Origin of the sequence: Dickeya fangzhongdai (assembly GCF_002812485.1) — a bacterium.
Taxonomy (GTDB): Bacteria; Pseudomonadota; Gammaproteobacteria; order Enterobacterales; family Enterobacteriaceae; genus Dickeya; species Dickeya fangzhongdai.
In genome coordinates this window covers 2,860,485-2,877,462 of sequence record NZ_CP025003.1, presented here as the reverse complement: position 1 = coordinate 2,877,462, position 16,978 = coordinate 2,860,485, and the positions used below count along the sequence as shown (strand labels likewise).

Sequence of the window (16,978 nt, the reverse complement as noted above, 5' to 3'; positions counted from 1 at the left end):
GCAGACGAATTTCTAGTAAACAGATCCTCGCGCTGATGCAGTGATACCGAGGAATAAAAACGATGAAGGCATGGTTTGCCATTCTGCTGACGCTGACCCTGATGGCCAGCCCGCCGGTGAAGGCATTGACGCCGGATAATACGCTGGTGGTGGCTATCTCTCTGAATGGCATCATCAGTTTTGATCCGGCTGAAAGTTTCGAAACCGTCAGCAACAGCTGCCTTGCCTCGCTTTACCAGGGGCTGGTGGCGAGCGATCGTAATCAACCCACCCAACTGAACCCCGATCTGGCGCTTGCCTGGCGCGAAGGCCACGACGGGCGCAGCCTGATTTTTACCCTTGACCCCAACGCCGTATTCGCCTCCGGTAATCCGGTGCTGGCCGATGACGTCATCTATTCGCTGACCCGGGCGGTAAAACTCAACAAAACCCCGGTGTTCATTCTGAATGAACTGGGGTGGATGTCGGCGAATATTGACGGGCAGTTCCGGAAAATCGACGATCATCAGTTGGAGATCCGCTGGACCAGCGATATCGGCAGCGAACTGGTATTACGCCTGTTATCGGCCAGCGTGGCGTTGATTGTCGACAGCAAGCTGGTAGAGAAACACAGCGACAGCGGTGATTTTGGCAATCAGTGGCTGAGAAGCCGCTCGGCGGGCAGCGGCAGCTATCAGATTCGCCATTATCTGCCGCAGCAGGCATTGTTGCTGGAGAGTAACCCGTATGCGCGCCGCCAGCCCGCGCTGGCGCAGGTGATTCTGAAAGACGTGGCGGACCCGAGCGTGCGCCGTTTGTTGCTGCTGCAGGGCGACGTCGACGTCGCCTTCGATCTGGGCGCGGACCAATTCAGCGCGCTGGAAAATCAGCCGGGCATCAACGTGAATCTGGCGTCGGGGGCGAAAATTTACTATCTGGGTTTCAACACCCGCAGTAGCACGGCGCCGTTTCTGGGGCAGCCCGCTTTCTGGCAGGCGGCGCGCTGGCTGGTCGACTATCAGGGCATCGCCAATCGCTTGCTGAAAAGGCAATTCCGGGTGCATCAGAATTTCCTGCCGCTGGGATTTGACGGCGCGGCAATGGAGAAACCGTTCCGGCTTGATGTGGATAAGGCCCGGAGCATATTGCACGACGGCGGGATCGCGCCGGGCAGCCGGTTTACGCTGCTGGTAGCCAACCAGCCGCCCTATGTCGAGGTGGCGCAGGCGTTGCAGGACAGTTTCGCCCGCGCCGATATCTATATCGACGTGCAGACGGTGGTGGAGAGCGAACTCTGGACGCGCATGCGCCGCGGGCGTTTTCAGGCGGTATTCACCTACTGGGGGCCGGACTATATTGACTCCAGCAGCAATGCCAGCGCGTTCGCCCTCAACCAGCCGGATACCCCAGGTACGCTGGCGGCCCGTTTGGGCTGGGTAATTCCGGAGTTGAGCCGGTTGACCAACGCTGCCGCCGCCCAGCGCGATCCACAAACGCGACGCGACATCTACCTGCAATTGCAGCAGGCGGTCAGGGAAAACTCGCCGTTCGTGGTGATGCTGCAGGGCAACCGGCTGGTGGCGGTGCGCAATACGATATTGAATGTCCGGCAGAGCATCGCCAATTCGATGCTCTATTTTGATGAGATTATCAAGGTGAAGGCTGAGATGCCCGCATCGCCGTGAGGCGCGCCAACCTGCCGCCGGCTTGATGGGAAACGAGCAGCGAATGAGGGCCGTCAGGACGGCGACGTCACTTTTTCAATCAGCATGTTGGTGCTGACCGCACCGGCGATACACAGCGCCATCGGTACGAAGAAGTCGTTGTTGATACGGGTAAATTCCATGATCAACACCAGACTGGTGACCGGCATTCTCATCGAGGTCGCCAGAAACGCCGCCGCGCCAATCACCGCGTAGGCGCCCGGCTGGTTGTGCGGGAAGAACCACGACCAGACGCCGCCCAACGCCACCGCCAGCAGCGCGCCGTTGGCCAGACCGGGCGTCAGCAGGCCGCCCTGCGCGCCGGCGCGCAAACTGCTCCATTGCACCAGTACCTTACAGCCCAACAGCAGCAATGCCAGCAGTATCGGCAACTGGCTGGTGAAGCTCAGTTCCGCCGGGCCTTTGCCGTTGCCCGCCAGTTGCGGCAGGATGATCACCAGCAATCCCAGCAGGGTGAAGTTGAGCAGGTTGGTGATGATAAGGCGGGCGTTCCGCGGCGAATGTTGCCGGGCGTGACGGGTGAGGCGAACAAACAGCCAGGCGGCCACCCCGAATACCGGCCCGGTGAGCAACGCCCAGACGGTTAAATCGCCGGACACGTTGAGCGGCAGATTGAGGTGGTACTGATACTCGTCGCCCAGACCGACGCGCGCCACCAGCGCCGCCAGCGAGCAGGTCAGCAGCGCCGCCAGGCTGGTTTTTACCTGAACGCGCGCCAGCAATACTTCGACCACAAACAGCGCGCCGCCCAGCGGCACGTTATACACCGCCGCCAGGCCGCCGCCGGCGCCGCAGGCGATCAGCAAACGGGTATCATCCGGGGTCATGCGCAGCGCACGGCTGAGATGATTGGCGGCCAGCGCTCCCAGTTCCCGCGGCGCCACTTCCCGCCCCAGCGGCGAACCCAGCGCCACGGTAACAATCTGCAGCAACGCGTGAATGAGGGTTTCTTTTACCGGCATATCGTTTACCGGCATATCCGGTTTTTCCGCCTGCAATGCCGAGGCGATGCTCACCAGCCGACGGCCGTAGCGGTATAGCGCATACCAGCCCAGACCGGCCACCACGCCGCCGATCAGCAAAGCCATAAAGCGCCGGGCGGGCTCCGCCGCCGAAACGCCCTGTAAAAAACTTTCTTCGCTGATGATATGGTCCAGACTGTAACCATAGGCCAGATGCTGAATGGCATGAAGCAGCAGCGCCAGCAGCATGCCGCCGAGGCCGGCCAGCACGCCGGTTAACGTTAGCGCGATGACAAAACGAATACGCAGGGAAATAGTCTCGGACATACAGGCTCACATCAGGTCTGGAAAACAGCATTGCCGCATTATACTGACTGTACCTCAACAGCGGGTCACAGTGCAGCACTGCGGCGACGGAGGGCGGCATCATGACGAGCGAACGACAACCGTCGGCCTATCAACGCATTACCGGCGCCGACTGGCGTCATATCTTTGTGGTGGGCGATGTACACGGTTGTTACCGGCAACTGATGACGACGCTGGAGCAGGCCGGGTTTGATACCGGGCGCGACCTGCTGGTGTCGGTGGGGGACCTGATCGACCGCGGGTCGCAGAGTCTCGCCTGTCTTGATCTGTTGCAGCAGCGCTGGTTTCGCGCGGTGCGCGGCAATCACGAGCAGATGGCGCTGGACGCGCTGGACGATACCGCACGGATTCCGCTGTGGCGAGCCAACGGCGGCGACTGGTTTTTCCGGCTGGATGACGAGCGTCAGACGCTGGCCCGCCGGCTGCTGGCGCTGGCGGCGCAGTTACCGTATGTCATCGAGGTTGAGACCGCCGGCCGGCGCACGGTGGTGGCGCATGCGGATTACCCGGCGGAATGCTATCAATTTGACCAGCCGCTGCCCTGGATACAGGTGTTATGGAACCGGCAGCGGATCAGCCAGGCGCTGGCCGGCGTCGGCGGGCCGATTAGCGGCGCGGACCTTTTCCTGTTCGGGCATACGCCGTTACGACAGGTGCTGACATGCTGGAATCTGCAGTATATCGATACCGGCGCCGTGTTCGGCGGTGAACTGACGTTACGCTGTATTCAGAGCGGCGCTAGCGAATAAGCGCGCAGCGTAAAGACGGACGAAGAATGAAAAACAGGCGTCAGGGAAAATAAACCAACAGGGCTATTTATCCCCGGCTGATTAAATAAAGCGGTCTATTATTAATACTTCGGATTTTCAATTCGAATCGATGCGTGAGCAATAAATAAGAACCGTTGTATACCCGCCATACGTCAGATTGCAGGCGCCCTGACGCGCCCGCTCCAGACAGACTTTGCGCTGAAGGGCCAACGCGGCGTGTTGTCCTGCAACCCGAATTATTGGGGGTATCTGCATTTTCCCAGGCGAGGATAGGGTCGTGAAAAAATATCTTTTCCAATTATTCTGCATGTCATGTTTTTTATTCGCCGCCACGGCGGACGCGAAAAATACCCGTTTGAGCGATAATCAGATCAGACAAATTATTATTGAAGAGTCGATTGCCGATTATTCGGGGAGTTGCGCCTGCCCGTACAGCTCGGCCAGAAACGGCAGCCGTTGCGGCGGACGCAGCGCCTGGAGCCGCAAAGGGGGCGCGGCGCCACTCTGTTATAAAGAAGAGGTCACGAAAGAGAGGGTGGCGCGCTGGCGCGCAGAAAACGGCGAACGCGCGCAGTAACGCATGACAACGCCAATGGTACGCGCCCTGAGGTCATCATCAGGGCGCGTTGCCGGGAACGGTTTATCGGAATACGTGCAATGCCTGTTCCAGCCGGTGTGCCTGTAGATTGAGTTGGTCTGATGCCTGCGCGCAGGCATTCACCCGCGAGGCGTTTTGTTGGGTAATCTGTTCCAGTTCCTCCACCGCCCGGCCGATTTCAGACAGCCCGACCGTTTGCTCTTTGGTTGAATCGGCAATGTGCGAAATCAACTGGCTGACGCTGTTTACTCTTGCCACGATGTTCTGTGTGCTGTCGCCGGCGTCCCTGACATGGGTGGAACCGTAACGAACCTGCGCGACGCTGGATTCGATCAGCTGTTTGATCTCATTGGCGGCGCTGGCGCTGCGTTGCGCCAGATTACGCACTTCACCGGCCACGACGGCAAACCCTTTGCCTTGCTCGCCGGCGCGGGCCGCTTCCACCGCCGCGTTCAGGGCCAGGATGTTGGTCTGAAACGCGATGTTATCAATGATGGAGGTGATACCGGCGATTTTCTCCGAACTGGCGACAATGCTGTCCATGGTCTTTTCCATTTCGCCGATCACCCGACCGCCGCTGATAGCCGCATCGCAGGCGGTTGCGGCCTGCTGACTGGCTTCGCTGGTGGTAGTGGTATTGGTCTGCACGGTGGTGTTGATCTCGTTCATGGCGGCGGCGGTCTGTTGCACGTTAGCGGCGGTGCGTTCGGCATGGCTGTTCATCTCTTCGCTGCCGCTGGCCAGTTCGTCGCTGGCGGAGCGAATATTCAACACCTGCGTGCTGATGTCGTCCACCAGCCAGCGGAACATCAGCCCCAGTTGCCCGATGGCGCGTTGAATCGTACCGATCTCATCGGCGCGGTTTTCATAATCAATGGTGTTGGCGTTGCCGGTAGCGATATTCAGCGCCTGCTGCTTAACCATTTCGATCGGTTTGATCAACTGCCATTCAAGTAAGGCATCCAGCAGCAGCATCATGCCCGTCATAAACGAGCTGGAAATATAAAAGTCAGAGTCAAACTCGCCATGAATCATCCAGAAAGCGACGTAACTGATCAGCGCCGTCAGCATGATCAACCCGCGTAGCCGCCAGCGCATGGAGATCAGCTTCAGGCGCGAAAACAGCCCTGTCAGGCCGGTGCGAAACAGTACCCCTCGGTGCAGCTTCAGGTTGTTACCTTCGGTGCGCATCGTCTGATACAGCTTTTCCGCCGCGTCCACCTCCTGACGAGAAGGTTGGGTGCGTACGGACATATAACCGGTCGTACGACCCTGACGCACAATCGGCACTGCATTGGCCCGCACCCAGTAGTGATCGCCATTTTTGCGCCGGTTCTTGACTAACGCGGTCCAGGGCTCCTGATGTTTCAGTGTTTGCCACATGTCCCGGAAAGCCTCGACCGGCATATCCGGATGGCGTACAAAATTATGCGGCTGACCATCGATTTCGTCGGGTTCGAAGCCACTCACCTGAATAAAGGCATCGTTAGCATAAACAATATGGCTGTTCACGTCGGTGACCGACATGAGTGTGGCATCCTTATCGAAAACGTATTCCCGCTGTGTGACTGGCTGATTGTTGCGCATTTCAGGTCCTCTTGAGGATTATTTTTAATCTGGACTTCAAGGTATGTCGCATTGAAAAGGCATATATCCGTCATACTTCATGTTGCAGGCGCGTTGGCTTTATTACTCAACTTCTCCACGGGACTCGCCGCGGCAAACCACGTTCAGCCTTCCTGCAACTCGCATTATTTGGGGCATAACAATTTATTGGCTGATAACTATTTATTGGCTGATAACTATTTTCTCGACAAAGACGTGAATGAAAGGTAAAGCGTGTTTTTAATGAAAACCGTTTTTATTTACATGGCGGTCAACTCCCTGTTTGTAAAAATGATCATGCAGAACAATGAATTGTGTTTTTTCCCTTCACGCACCGGTAGGTCCCCGCCAAAAGGCCGGCGATATATACCTACTATCCCGCGGTGAAAAGTCGGCAGTCGCGTCAGTTAACGCTTTTGCAACTTAATGATAACGGAGATATACGGGCTATCTGATCCGATATCATTTTAAATTTAGCATTTGTCCGGAGAATTTCATTTTCCGCAGAAAATAATCATGCGCTATCGCATGTGGCGATGAAAATAAAACGAGGTAACGGCTATCGGTGGAGTTTTTGATAGCAAAGAAAGGCAAAACGGAATCATGTTGCTCTGGTCTATGGCTTATTTAAGGCGGCCAATAAGCGCTGGCAGCTGTGGCGCAATGGTATGCCCCCACTGCGTCGTCATGAATTATTAAAGGATATCGCACCAGAATATGCTCTATGATGGCTGGCCGCGCCTGACTGCAAGGTGATGCGAGCGTGCCGTCAAGCCAATCGTCGACGCGCGCCGTGCGCCGCTGGTCTATGGGCGGCTGTTGCGCCGCAGAGCGGGCTAGTCGGGCGGCTTACCCGGCGCAGACTCTATTACTCAGCAAATCAGAAGGATCTCACCATGCTGTTTATCTCCATACGTGTTTTATGGCGTTCACTGTATCGCCGGGGGGATCGGATAAACCGGTCTCTCCGTTGTCTGCTGACGTTGTCGCTGCTGGTCTCGGCCGTTGCGCCGGCACTGCGCTGGAAGCTGAGCGGCAATGTCGCCTATGCCGACAAGGCGGTGGAAATCCTTAATGCCTGGTCGTCCACGTTGAAAGATATTCGCGGCACCAGCGACCGCTATCTGGCCGCCGGAATTTACGGCTATGAACTGGCCAATGCGGCTGAACTGGTGCGTGATTACCGCGGCTGGAAACAGGCTGATTTCAACCGGTTCAGTACCATGATGCTGAAAGTGTTCTATCCGCTCTGCCATGATTTTCTGGTCCGCCATAACAACGCCCGCATCGATCACTACTGGTCGAACTGGGATCTGGCGCAGATGAACACCATTCTGGCTATCGGGGTACTGACCGACAACCGCGATATCTACAACGAAGCCATCGGTTATTTCAAAACCGGCAGCGGCAACGGCGCCATCAACAATCTGGTCTGGAAGCTGTATCCGGAGGCCAATGTGGGGCAGATGCAGGAGAGCGGTCGCGATCAGGGGCACGCCACGCTGGCGGTGGGGTTGGTCGGTTCGCTGGCGCAAATGGCCTGGAGTCAGGGGGATGACCTGTTCGGTTACGCCGACAATCGTATTTTGAAAGGCGCGGAATACGTGGCGGCTTACAACCTCGGCAAAGACGTGCCCTATACGACTTACAGCAATAGCGACGGCATCGTGCAGACGGTAATTTCCCCCACCGGGCGCGGTACTCTGCGCCCGACCTGGGAAATGCTTTACAACCACTACGTGGTACTGAAAAAACTGAATGCGCCGAATATCAAGGCGTTCGCTGAAAAAGTACGGGTGGAAGGCGGCGGCGGTGATTACGGCCCGAATAGCGGCGGATTTGATCACCTTGGCTACGGCACCCTGATGTATACGCTGGTGCAATAACCGTCAGCGTGTATGGCGTGAGGATACGGCCCGCGTACCGGCAAGATAGCCGGTACGCGGGCCGTTTTGCTATGTCGCGTTTGTCGGCGGCCGCGGGTTAGAACGTTTCCCAGTGGCTGGCGGTATTGTAGGCGCCAGCGGCCGCCACGCTGCGGCTGGCGGGCAACTGCGGCGGTGCTAACGGCGTGATGGCGGCCGGTGCGGTTCTGGCGGCGGCGGGCGATGCGGCGGTATGGAGCCGGAACAGCGACACCGCGCGGTTGAGATGGTCGCTTTGCTCTTCCAGCGACATCGCCGCATTGGCGGACTGTTCCACCAGCACCGCGTTCTGCTGTGTCACGCGATCCATCTCGCTGACGGCCTGACTGACCTGATCGATGCCGCGGCTTTGTTCTTCCGACGCGGAGGAGATTTCGCCCATGATGTCGGTGACGCGCGTAACGGCTTTCACCAAATCGCCCATGGTTTCCCCGGCGGAGCCGACCAGGACCGACCCTTCGCGCACCCGGCTGACCGAATCCTCGATCAGTCCCTTGATTTCGCGCGCGGCGTCGGCGCTGCGCTGGGCCAGACTCCGCACCTCGCCGGCCACCACCGCAAAGCCGCGGCCCTGTTCGCCGGCGCGCGCCGCTTCCACCGCGGCGTTCAGCGCCAGAATATTGGTCTGAAAGGCGATGCTGTCGATAAGCCCGGTGATGTCGCTGATTTTCTGCGAACTGCCGCTGATTTGTCCCATCGTGCTGACTACGTCATCGACCACCTGCAGCCCTTTGTGGGCGGTATCCGACGCGTCGCGCGCCAGCTGGGATGCGTGACGGGCGTTGTCGGCGTTCTGTTTTACGGTGGCGGTCAGCTGTTCCATGCTGGCGGCGGTTTGCACCAGCGAGGCGGACTGTTGCTCGGTACGGGAGGACAGATCGCTGTTGCCGCCGGCGATTTCGCTGGCGCTGCGATAAATTTCATGCGCGCTCACCCGCACTTTATCCACGGTATCGGTCAGCGAGTGCTGCATGTGACGAACGCTGTCCGCCAACTGGCCGATTTCGTTTTTCGCCTGAATCTGCAGCGACTGCGTCAGGTCGCCCGTGGAAATATGGTGCAAATGGGTAATGACCCGATTTAACGGTTGCAACAGAACCCGACGAATATATACCCAGGCGCTGGTGGTAGCGAAAAACAGGATCAACACGCACACGGCAATGACGATAATACTGTAATGGTAATTCTGACCGCTGTCGCTGACCGCGCTGTCATTCAGCGCGTCGTTCTGGCGGAAATACGCATCAAAGGATTGCTGAAATGCGTCCTGCATTTTCTGGGTCGGCAGGGCCTGAATCGTTTTGACATCCTGTGTTTTGATCAGATCGACAATGCGTTGCAGCACGCTGCGTAATGCCTGGTAATTCTCGTTAATATTTTTTGCCAGCGCGGCGTCCTGTACCGGCAGGGGCAGAATCTGGCTGTAAGCGGCGAAATGTTTATCCGCCTCTGCCAGCGATTGATTGGCGACATCGATCAGATCGGCGGACTTCCCGGCGCTGGGAATATTGTTGGTTTCCATGATCATCCGAGCGATGGCGCGGTTCATGGTATTGCGCGTCTGGATCAGCGCAATCCAGGAGGCGTTCAGTTCCCCGCTTTGCTTGCGTAGCGTTTGCGCGACGACAAAGTTATTCCTGTCACTTTTCATGGCGCCGAAGAAAAAACCGTAACTGACCAGCTGCAGCAGACTTAAGGCCAGCAGTAATGAAAATAGCCCGGTGACAATTTTTATATTCCTGAACATGGCTCGCTCTCGATAAATGAATAATGACGTCGGTAAAAAAGCCATCGGCAATAAAAAGTGAGAACTTTAAAAAAAACGTGATTTTCATCACAGGAAATACTTATAGGATAATGGTCAGGCGGATTAACGCGTTGAGGAGAAATAAACGGAATGATTCACCGGAAGTAATTCTTTTTATAGTTTTTCATTATTCTCATTCCGGCAAATCGGCTTACTGTTTATGGCAAATTAAAAGTCATTATCCGGTCGAATCAGGATGGGGAAACGTGGCGACGTTTGGCCTGGTACATGGCGGTGTCCGCCTGACGAATCAGCTCGTTGGCGTTAAGCGGCGCCCCCTGAGGCAAAATCGCGCGCCCCACGCTGGCCGATAGCGTGATGGTCTGCTGGCGAATGGTGATCGGTTTTTCAATCTTCGCTTTCAGTTTTTGGGTGATGGCGCGGATTTCGGTGGCCAGATTGCGCTGCTCATGAATCACCATCAGGAATTCGTCGCCCGCCAGACGACCGATAAAGTCGTAGGAACGGGTATTCTGACGCAGTAGGCGGGCGAAGGTTTTGATGACCCGATCGCCAAAATCGTGGCCGAAGCAGTCGTTATAGTATTTGAAGTTGTTGATATCAAAAAACAGCAGCGCCAGCGCGCCGCGCCGCTTTTTCCCCGCCTGCCGGTTCAGGTAGCTGATGACCGCCCGCCGGTTGGGCAGGCCGGTCAGGTGATCGTGATTGGCTTCGAACGCCAGCTGGTCGCGCAATACCGTAAGGTGGGTGATGTCGGTAGAGAGAATGTAGGTGCCGAGCTCCGGCGATTCGGCGGGCACCAGTTCGGTGTGAAACGTGGTGAGTTGCCCATCAGGCATATCCAGCACATGTTCAAATGATAGAGAAAGCTGTTTTTGCCGCGACTCTTCCAGTTTAGGCAGAAACAGTGCCAGTTCCTGGGGGCGGAAGATCTCGCCGATATCACGTTGGTACAGGGTGTCATGCTCATGACCCATCAGTTTGCGCAGGTGGCGATTGGCGAAAACCAGTACGTTGTTCGGGTTAATGCAGGAGATCATCGCCGGAATATGATCGGTGATGTCCTGAATAAACTGGTGACTCTGGCGCAGTTCGGCGGTGCGTTGTTCCACCCGGTGCTCCAGTTCCAGACTCAGGCTGCGCAACGCCTGTTCGGACGCTTTCTGATCGCTAAGATCGGTCAGCGCCAGCAACAGGCCGAATTTTCCGCCATCCGGATTGTAGAGCACCGAAATGGAGACCTGCGCCCACAATTCGCTGCCGTCGGCGCGGATATAGCGGCGTTGCTGGGTGCTCTCCAGCAGATTACTGCCCATCAGCAGATCATGATCGCTGATGAGTTGGGGCATGTCGTCCGGGTGTACTACTTTATCCACCGGCAGCGTCAGCAGCGTTTCCTCGTCGTAGCCAAGCATATCGCAGAACGCGTGATTGAATTTTAGCGGCCGTTTGTCCGGGGCTATCAGCGCCAGGCCGATGGCGGCGCGGGAGAAAATCTGCTGACTGATGTAATCCGACTGATACAGCCTTTCCCGGGCGATCGCTTCGCGCGCCTGCATCTCCACCTTATGCAACACGGTTTCTACGATAAACGCCAGATCGCTGAGTTGCTGCATTTCTTCATCGCTGAAGGCGCGCGGCTGGGGGTGATACAGGCACAGCGCGCCAAGTGGTGTGCCGAGCGAGGAACGCAGCGGGTAGCCGGCGTGAAAACGAATCGGGTCATTGCCAGTGACCATCGGATTGGCCGCGAAGCGCTCGTCCAGCAGGGTATCGGGAATGACCAGCGGCGCGTTGGCGTTCACGGTATGCACGCAGAAGGAAAACTCGATGTCCGGTTCCTTACGGGGAAAATTGGCCTTCGACAGAAACCATTGCCGTTCATTGTTTACCAGTGAGATCACCACGCTTTTTACCTGAAAAAAGGTGCGGGTAATACGCGTCAGGCGAGGGAGCTCTTCGGCGGGCTGTGTGTCAAAGATATTCAGCATGCGCGCGAGGATGTCTTGCTGTTCTTCGCTACAACGATGGCATGGGGAAGTCATGACGAAACCTTATGGTACCTGGTGATGATTGCTGCACGCTCTGCAAGGAGCAGAGCCCAGATGATGTCGCCATCCCGCCGTTGGCCTGAGCGCTTGTCCGATATTATTCAAGGACAGTTATCGGTAAGCGACATATCGCAGCGCGATTTTTTTGGGCGAAATGTGCAATAGATCACTTTCTGGTGAAAACGCTGGTGTGTTTTATCTCCGCCATGCCGGACTGAATGCGATACCGCCGCGGCGTGCGGCCCGTAGCGGTACCCTTAAATCAGTCGGAGGGCGGGAAAGCCGACTCACTTGTCATCTGGCGTTTGACGGGTATAGACGCATTCGCCATGTACATAAGTAGCGCTGATGTTTCGGTCGTCGCCTTGCATCATCAGGGCGAACAGCCGATCGTCCAGCGAGGTAGACTGCTGTTGGCGCAACTGTTGCAGCGGGGTGGCGGCCCAGTCCAGTACCACGAAATCGGCGTCTTTGCCCGGCAGAAAGTTACCCAACCGATCGTCCAGCGACAAGGCGGCGGCGCTGCCCAGCGTGGCCTGGTACAGCCCTTCGCGCGCCGAGAGTTTTTCTCCCTGCAACTGCTGCACTTTATAGCCGTCGCTGAGGGTTTGCAGCAGCGACAGGCTGGTGCCGGCGCCGACGTCGGTGCCCATCCCGATGCGGATCCCCGCCGCTTTTAGCGGGTGCAACCGGAACAGGCCGCTGCCCAGAAACAGATTGGAACAGGGGCAAAACGCCACGGCGGACTGGCTTTGCGCCAGCGTGCGGACTTCGTCAGGCTGCAGATGGATGGCATGGGCAAACACCGAACGGCGTCCGGTCAGACCGTGGTGATGGTAGACATCCAAATAATGCCGATGCTCGGGAAACAGCGATTTGACCCAGGCGATTTCATCCGGGTTTTCGCTGAGGTGGGTATGCAGATACACATCCGGGTATTCCCGCAACAAGCGACCCGCCAGCGCCAGCTGCTCCGGGGTGGAAGTGGGCGCAAAACGCGGCGTGACCGCATAGCGCAACCGTCCGCGGTGGTGCCATTTTTCAATCAGCGCCTTGCTCTCGTCATAGCTTCGCTGCGCGGTATCGCACAGATAGTCCGGCGCATGACGGTCCATCATGACTTTGCCGGCGATGAGGCACATGTTTTTGGCTTCGGCGGCGCTGAACAGCGCGTCAACCGACTGCGGGTGCACGGTGGCGAAGACCAGCGCGCTGGTGGTGCCGTGCCGCAGCAGTTCCTGAATGAAAAACGCGGCCCGTTCCCGGGCGTAATTCTCGTCGGCGAACTTGCGCTCGGTGGGAAAGGTGTAGGTATTGAGCCAGGACAGCAGCTGCTCGCCGTAACAGGCGATCATTTCCGTCTGCGGAAAATGGATGTGGGTATCGATAAATCCCGGCATCAGCAGCCGGCCGCGATAGTCGATCACCGTCATGGACCGGCGTTCGGCCTCGGTGAGGCTGTCATACGGCACGGCATCCTGAATACGCCCATCGCGCACCCGTAGCAGGCCGTCTTCGATAAAGCGAGTGGCCTGCGGGTCATGCAACGGGTCGGCGACAAAGTGCAACAAACTGGCGCGGTAAGCGCGGATGGATTCCGTCATCGGTGTTCTCCCTGCTGAGGACAGGAAAACAGGGGTTATACCCATCATTCTTTTCCTGAACCCGTGTTAATCAAAGCGGTGTCTGCGTCTGATTTTTGATGGTGAAGGGGGGAAGGGCACCATCGTCACGGCAGGATTCATCCCTTGCGGCGTTAACAACCGTAAGACGGGCATCGACGCGGCAATTGACTGAAAATCAGCAAAAGCAGTTTGATACTAAAAGCCGACGGCGGTCAGCGTCAATAATACGTTTTTCCGACACGAGGCGTACGGGAGTGGTTAAAACACGTTTTGTGTATTTATGGCGGGGATAAAAAACCCCGCCGGGCGGCGGGGAAAGACGGTCAGGAAAAGTAAGGAAACACGGAGGGAGAGAAACGTGGCGAATTACTTACGTTCGCCGTCAACCGGCTCGGTTTTGCCCGGCACCATGATGGAGCGGGTGATGGCTTCCATGGTGACGAAGGTGTGACCGCAGTTCACGTTGGTGCACTGGTGGTAACGCTCCTTGGTATTTTCAGACAGGTAGCGGCTGGAACGGGCATGAGCGGAATGACGACAAAGAGGACAATGCATCATTTTGAAATCACCTTATGTGTACGGGTTAGTGAAACATCTTACACACATGGTACTGCAATTAATTCGAATTTGCAAATTTATAATTCGAAAAGTGAGTCATGATGCTGAGGTTGCGTTGCCGATAACGCTGTAGCTGGTGTCGTATTCGACATCCAGCATCGACACTTCCAGTTCGATAGCGGTGATAAAACCACTGCCCGCAATCGTGTGGGTCAGCCGCTTGATGGTCCACTGGCGCTCATCCATCACCTGTTTGAAGCCTTTAAGCCGAACCAGCGCGCCGGGCTTCAGGTTTTCCATGCCTTTTGCCAGCGTGAGCGAGAATGTCACCGTGCCGCGCTGGGTTTCACGCCATTTGCTCAACGCCGCCTGGGTCGCGTCGTCCTGGGTGGAATAGGTGGTCTGTAACGTTTGCTGGCTTTCTTCTTCCCCAGCCAGGTAGTTGTCCGTCGACGGTGTTGATGACTGGGCGGACGATTTGGCGTTAGGGTGGGTTGCTACCGTATCCGGTTGGCTCTGACGCTTGCGGCTGATCTTCACAGTATGTGTTTTTGCGTCGTTGCTGTCGTGCCAGTTGGCGGTGACGGACGTATTGGCGATGCGGTCGGCGATCGTAAAACTGTGCGAGTCGCCGTCGCTGCGTTCGATCAGGTAGGTCGATACGTTTTTGCCGTCTGCAGCGGTGCCGGTACCGGCGACGAAAAGTCGCAGCGTGTCGCTTTTGATCGCCACGGTACCGCTGTATCGTCTGGCCAGGCGGCAAAGAAACGACAAGTCGGATTCTTTGGACTGGTTTTCATGAGCAATCGCGGTACCGGCCAGCGAGTTTTCGATCGACGCCATCAGACTGTAGCGTTCCGCAATCGTCCGGGCGATGTCGCCCAGGGTGGTAGCATCGTATGAGCCATCACGCGGCGTGTTTAAATCGCCACGAAAGTTCACGCTGCGTGCGCTGAGGGTGATCCTGTCCGGTGCGCCGGTATGGCTGACCTGATCGACGATAAAGGTGCCCTTGTCGGCCAGCGCCTTGCCTTTCCAGCCGATCCTGAGGCTAATTTTCTCACCGCGTTTGGGCATTTGCACCTTGCCGTCGCTGTCGTCGATATCCAGCGATAGCTGGTCGGATTCGAAACCCATCACGTCGTGCAGCGACAGTGAAATGAGCCGCTGGCTGAGATTGCGGGTCGTTTTAGCGTCGCCTGACGCTTCCGATAGCGTTATCTGATAATCCGGGGCGAGTTGATCGGCAATGCCGATGCGATTATTCACTATCACGACAGGATTCCCCCGATGGCGGTTCTGGCGGATGAAATGGCCGGCGCGATCTGCTGGCTGTACAGATCGGAAGCCTGCTGGCTGAGGTCGCCGAACATCGCAATCAGCGATTCGTCAACGCGCGTCAGGTTCACAGAGAATTCAATGCGTTTGGCGCTGCCGTCGGAAAAGAACTCGGTGTTGGTGTGCTGCAGGCTTTCAATCACGTACATGCCGTAAATGGTGCCGCTGCCTTCGATCAGCGGCCAGGCGCGCCCCATTCCCGCCATGAGTTCGAGCGCCGACAGCGAGAGCTTGCTGAACTTGCCGTTAACTTCCGGACACAGCACGCCATTAAGGCTGATGGATTCATTTCCCTGTCCCAAAAACTGCTGTGCAGGGCGCAGGCCTATACGGCCGTTGTTGGCCCAGCGGTAATTGACATGGCGGCTGAGGGTGCTGTAAGGCAGCGTTTGCAATTGAAATACAAATAAACCAAGCGCAAGCATCATGGTATTTATCCTCATGAAATGAGATTAGAGGTCATGGAGTTGTAGGAATACGCGCTGCTATTCGGGGTGTATTTTCTCAGTGCCTCGTCGATGTATTGTTTAATCACGTCGAGGTTACTGTTCTCCGGCACGTTGATCGTGATGTTATTCACCACGCGCTGGTCAAAATAACTTTGCTTTGCTGCCGGGGAGAGGGCGCTGTAATTGCCGTTAATCATGTCAGACAGCGGGTTTGACGGGTTTTCCGCGCTGTTCTGACCGGTCAACGCTGACTGACTGAGCAGTTGCATGGCCGGATTGGAAATAGCTTGCAGCGCGTCAATCCCACCGGCCGCGGCGTTGCCGCCGTCGCCGTCATCCAGATCCGCATTGCTTAATGCAGACATCATCAGGCTGGTTTCTTCTACGCCGACAAACGATTCCTGCGCGGTTCCGGCGAGCGTGTTCAGCCCCTCCGCACCCATCTGCGAAGCGACGTCAGGGCCGACGGTCGGCAGCAGGTTCGTCGGCAGGTTGAGGTTTTGCTGCGCCTTCAGCAACGACGCTACGTTGCCCGGCAGCGACGGCGCGGTGATTCCGGAAGACCACTGCGCCGAAGGCACCAGACCGGCGATGCGCTGTTGCGCCTGCATGGCCGCCGTTGCGGATAAATAGATGCTGTTGACGCCGTCGCTGGCCTGAGCGATGAGCGATTGGGTTGCGCCGGCGTCGGGATACTGTCCGTTGCGGGAGAGCGCCGCATTATCCGCAGATGAGCGGTCATGCGCGGTTTTCAGGGCGGAATAGGCCGGCGCCAGGATGGCGGTCAGCGCGTCGAACCGTCTGGCGAGGTTTCCCAGGGTTCCCAGCTGCGCCGCGGCAGCGAGTCTGCCGCCTTTTTTTCCGCCCGTCGCGTTTTTTTTCGGCGACCCGGCGGCGTTGAACGCCGTCGTACCGTGGGTGATTTGGCCGGCCTTAGCCAAAAAATCCTGCAGTACGCTGCTGATTTTATTCAGATAAACATTATCCCCAAGCGGCGAGAAGATGCTGTTATCCCCGGCGCTGCTGCTTCGTCCGTTGGCGCCGGTTGTCGTCGAACCGCCATTCGGGGTGGTTGATTGCTTAGGCATAGTCGTTTGCTTAGGCATAGTCTTTTGCTTAGGCATAGTCCTGTCCACTTCGTTGTAGCGCCTTGGCACGCCAGTTAATCAGCTCGGCCAGGCTCATGGGGAAAAGTGCGGATGGCGGCCAGTGGAACACCACGGCGATATCCGCCATCAGGTCGTCAACCGTGAGGCTCGG

The 16,978-nt window shown here is 57.1% G+C and carries 14 protein-coding genes; 4 read left to right on the top strand and 10 right to left on the bottom strand.

The genetic code is table 11. From position 1 onward, the window contains the following. Positions 1-62 precede the first annotated feature (62 nt). On the top strand, positions 63-1,664 hold the full coding sequence (locus tag CVE23_RS12840; RefSeq protein WP_038919339.1) for an ABC transporter substrate-binding protein: 1,602 nt from the start codon (positions 63-65) through the stop codon (positions 1,662-1,664). A 53-nt stretch (positions 1,665-1,717) separates the two neighbouring features. Here the strand turns inward: CVE23_RS12840 and CVE23_RS12835 are convergent, their stop codons facing one another. Further along, on the bottom strand, positions 1,718-2,992 hold the full coding sequence (locus CVE23_RS12835; protein WP_038919337.1) for a chloride channel protein: 1,275 nt from the start codon (positions 2,990-2,992) through the stop codon (positions 1,718-1,720). Between the two features lie 101 nt (positions 2,993-3,093). Between CVE23_RS12835 and CVE23_RS12830 the strand changes: the two genes are divergently transcribed. Both CVE23_RS12830 and CVE23_RS12825 read left to right on the top strand, forming a co-directional pair. After that, positions 3,094-3,780: a metallophosphoesterase gene (locus CVE23_RS12830; RefSeq protein WP_038919336.1), complete on the top strand. Its 687-nt coding sequence runs from the start codon at positions 3,094-3,096 to the stop codon at positions 3,778-3,780. 328 nt (positions 3,781-4,108) lie between these two features. Continuing rightward, positions 4,109-4,378 carry a hypothetical protein gene (locus CVE23_RS12825; protein WP_049854518.1) on the top strand — a complete coding sequence of 90 codons (270 nt, stop codon included), beginning with the start codon at positions 4,109-4,111 and terminating at the stop codon, positions 4,376-4,378. A gap of 63 nt (positions 4,379-4,441) precedes the next feature. Here the strand turns inward: CVE23_RS12825 and CVE23_RS12820 are convergent, their stop codons facing one another. Continuing rightward, a complete protein-coding gene (locus tag CVE23_RS12820; protein WP_038919334.1) occupies positions 4,442-5,986 on the bottom strand; it encodes a methyl-accepting chemotaxis protein in 1,545 nt (514 codons plus the stop codon). A 914-nt stretch (positions 5,987-6,900) separates the two neighbouring features. On the opposite strand from CVE23_RS12820, the gene CVE23_RS12815 reads away from it, so the two are divergent. Then, entirely contained in the window at positions 6,901-7,890 is a 990-nt protein-coding gene (locus CVE23_RS12815) for an alginate lyase family protein (protein ID WP_225622588.1), read from the top strand. 97 nt (positions 7,891-7,987) lie between these two features. On the opposite strand, the gene CVE23_RS12810 is transcribed toward CVE23_RS12815, so the two are convergent. The 8 genes from CVE23_RS12810 to CVE23_RS12775 all read right to left on the bottom strand — a co-directional run bounded on the left by CVE23_RS12810 (position 7,988) and on the right by CVE23_RS12775 (position 16,954). Beyond that, positions 7,988-9,676, bottom strand: coding sequence for a methyl-accepting chemotaxis protein (locus CVE23_RS12810; RefSeq protein ID WP_100849680.1), 1,689 nt, complete (start codon positions 9,674-9,676; stop codon positions 7,988-7,990). Between the two features lie 251 nt (positions 9,677-9,927). After that, positions 9,928-11,742, bottom strand: coding sequence for a bifunctional diguanylate cyclase/phosphodiesterase (locus CVE23_RS12805; RefSeq protein WP_100849679.1), 1,815 nt, complete (start codon positions 11,740-11,742; stop codon positions 9,928-9,930). Between the two features lie 293 nt (positions 11,743-12,035). Beyond that, entirely contained in the window at positions 12,036-13,352 is a 1,317-nt protein-coding gene (gene guaD / locus CVE23_RS12800) for a guanine deaminase (RefSeq protein WP_100849678.1), read from the bottom strand. Positions 13,353-13,739: 387 nt separating this feature from the next. Next, entirely contained in the window at positions 13,740-13,931 is a 192-nt protein-coding gene (locus CVE23_RS12795) for an ogr/Delta-like zinc finger family protein (RefSeq protein WP_012769529.1), read from the bottom strand. 96 nt (positions 13,932-14,027) lie between these two features. Then, on the bottom strand, positions 14,028-15,206 hold the full coding sequence (locus CVE23_RS12790) for a contractile injection system protein, VgrG/Pvc8 family (protein WP_038919329.1): 1,179 nt from the start codon (positions 15,204-15,206) through the stop codon (positions 14,028-14,030). Next, on the bottom strand, positions 15,203-15,697 hold the full coding sequence (locus CVE23_RS12785; protein WP_038919328.1) for a phage tail protein: 495 nt from the start codon (positions 15,695-15,697) through the stop codon (positions 15,203-15,205). The genes CVE23_RS12790 and CVE23_RS12785 overlap by 4 nt, the downstream gene beginning before the upstream one ends. 11 nt (positions 15,698-15,708) lie before the next feature. Further along, entirely contained in the window at positions 15,709-16,806 is a 1,098-nt protein-coding gene (locus tag CVE23_RS12780) for a hypothetical protein (RefSeq protein ID WP_225622587.1), read from the bottom strand. Between the two features lie 28 nt (positions 16,807-16,834). Further along, complete coding sequence (locus CVE23_RS12775) at positions 16,835-16,954, bottom strand: GpE family phage tail protein (RefSeq protein WP_013318226.1); 120 nt, start codon at positions 16,952-16,954, stop codon at positions 16,835-16,837. Positions 16,955-16,978: the final 24 nt, after the last annotated feature.

What these genes read in the sequence shown, in the direction of transcription:
- CVE23_RS12780 (WP_225622587.1), bottom strand. Translation starts at nt 16,806, where the DNA reads ATGCCTAAGCAATCAACCACCCCGAATGGCGGTTCGACGACAACCGGC.
- CVE23_RS12840 (WP_038919339.1), top strand. Translation starts at nt 63, where the DNA reads ATGAAGGCATGGTTTGCCATTCTGCTGACGCTGACCCTGATGGCCAGC.
- CVE23_RS12795 (WP_012769529.1), bottom strand. Translation starts at nt 13,931, where the DNA reads ATGATGCATTGTCCTCTTTGTCGTCATTCCGCTCATGCCCGTTCCAGC.
- CVE23_RS12830 (WP_038919336.1), top strand. Translation starts at nt 3,094, where the DNA reads ATGACGAGCGAACGACAACCGTCGGCCTATCAACGCATTACCGGCGCC.
- CVE23_RS12820 (WP_038919334.1), bottom strand. Translation starts at nt 5,986, where the DNA reads ATGCGCAACAATCAGCCAGTCACACAGCGGGAATACGTTTTCGATAAG.
- CVE23_RS12835 (WP_038919337.1), bottom strand. Translation starts at nt 2,992, where the DNA reads ATGTCCGAGACTATTTCCCTGCGTATTCGTTTTGTCATCGCGCTAACG.
- CVE23_RS12805 (WP_100849679.1), bottom strand. Translation starts at nt 11,742, where the DNA reads ATGACTTCCCCATGCCATCGTTGTAGCGAAGAACAGCAAGACATCCTC.
- CVE23_RS12810 (WP_100849680.1), bottom strand. Translation starts at nt 9,676, where the DNA reads ATGTTCAGGAATATAAAAATTGTCACCGGGCTATTTTCATTACTGCTG.
- CVE23_RS12785 (WP_038919328.1), bottom strand. Translation starts at nt 15,697, where the DNA reads ATGATGCTTGCGCTTGGTTTATTTGTATTTCAATTGCAAACGCTGCCT.
- CVE23_RS12815 (WP_225622588.1), top strand. Translation starts at nt 6,901, where the DNA reads ATGCTGTTTATCTCCATACGTGTTTTATGGCGTTCACTGTATCGCCGG.
- CVE23_RS12775 (WP_013318226.1), bottom strand. Translation starts at nt 16,954, where the DNA reads ATGGCGGATATCGCCGTGGTGTTCCACTGGCCGCCATCCGCACTTTTC.
- CVE23_RS12825 (WP_049854518.1), top strand. Translation starts at nt 4,109, where the DNA reads ATGTCATGTTTTTTATTCGCCGCCACGGCGGACGCGAAAAATACCCGT.
- guaD (WP_100849678.1), bottom strand. Translation starts at nt 13,352, where the DNA reads ATGACGGAATCCATCCGCGCTTACCGCGCCAGTTTGTTGCACTTTGTC.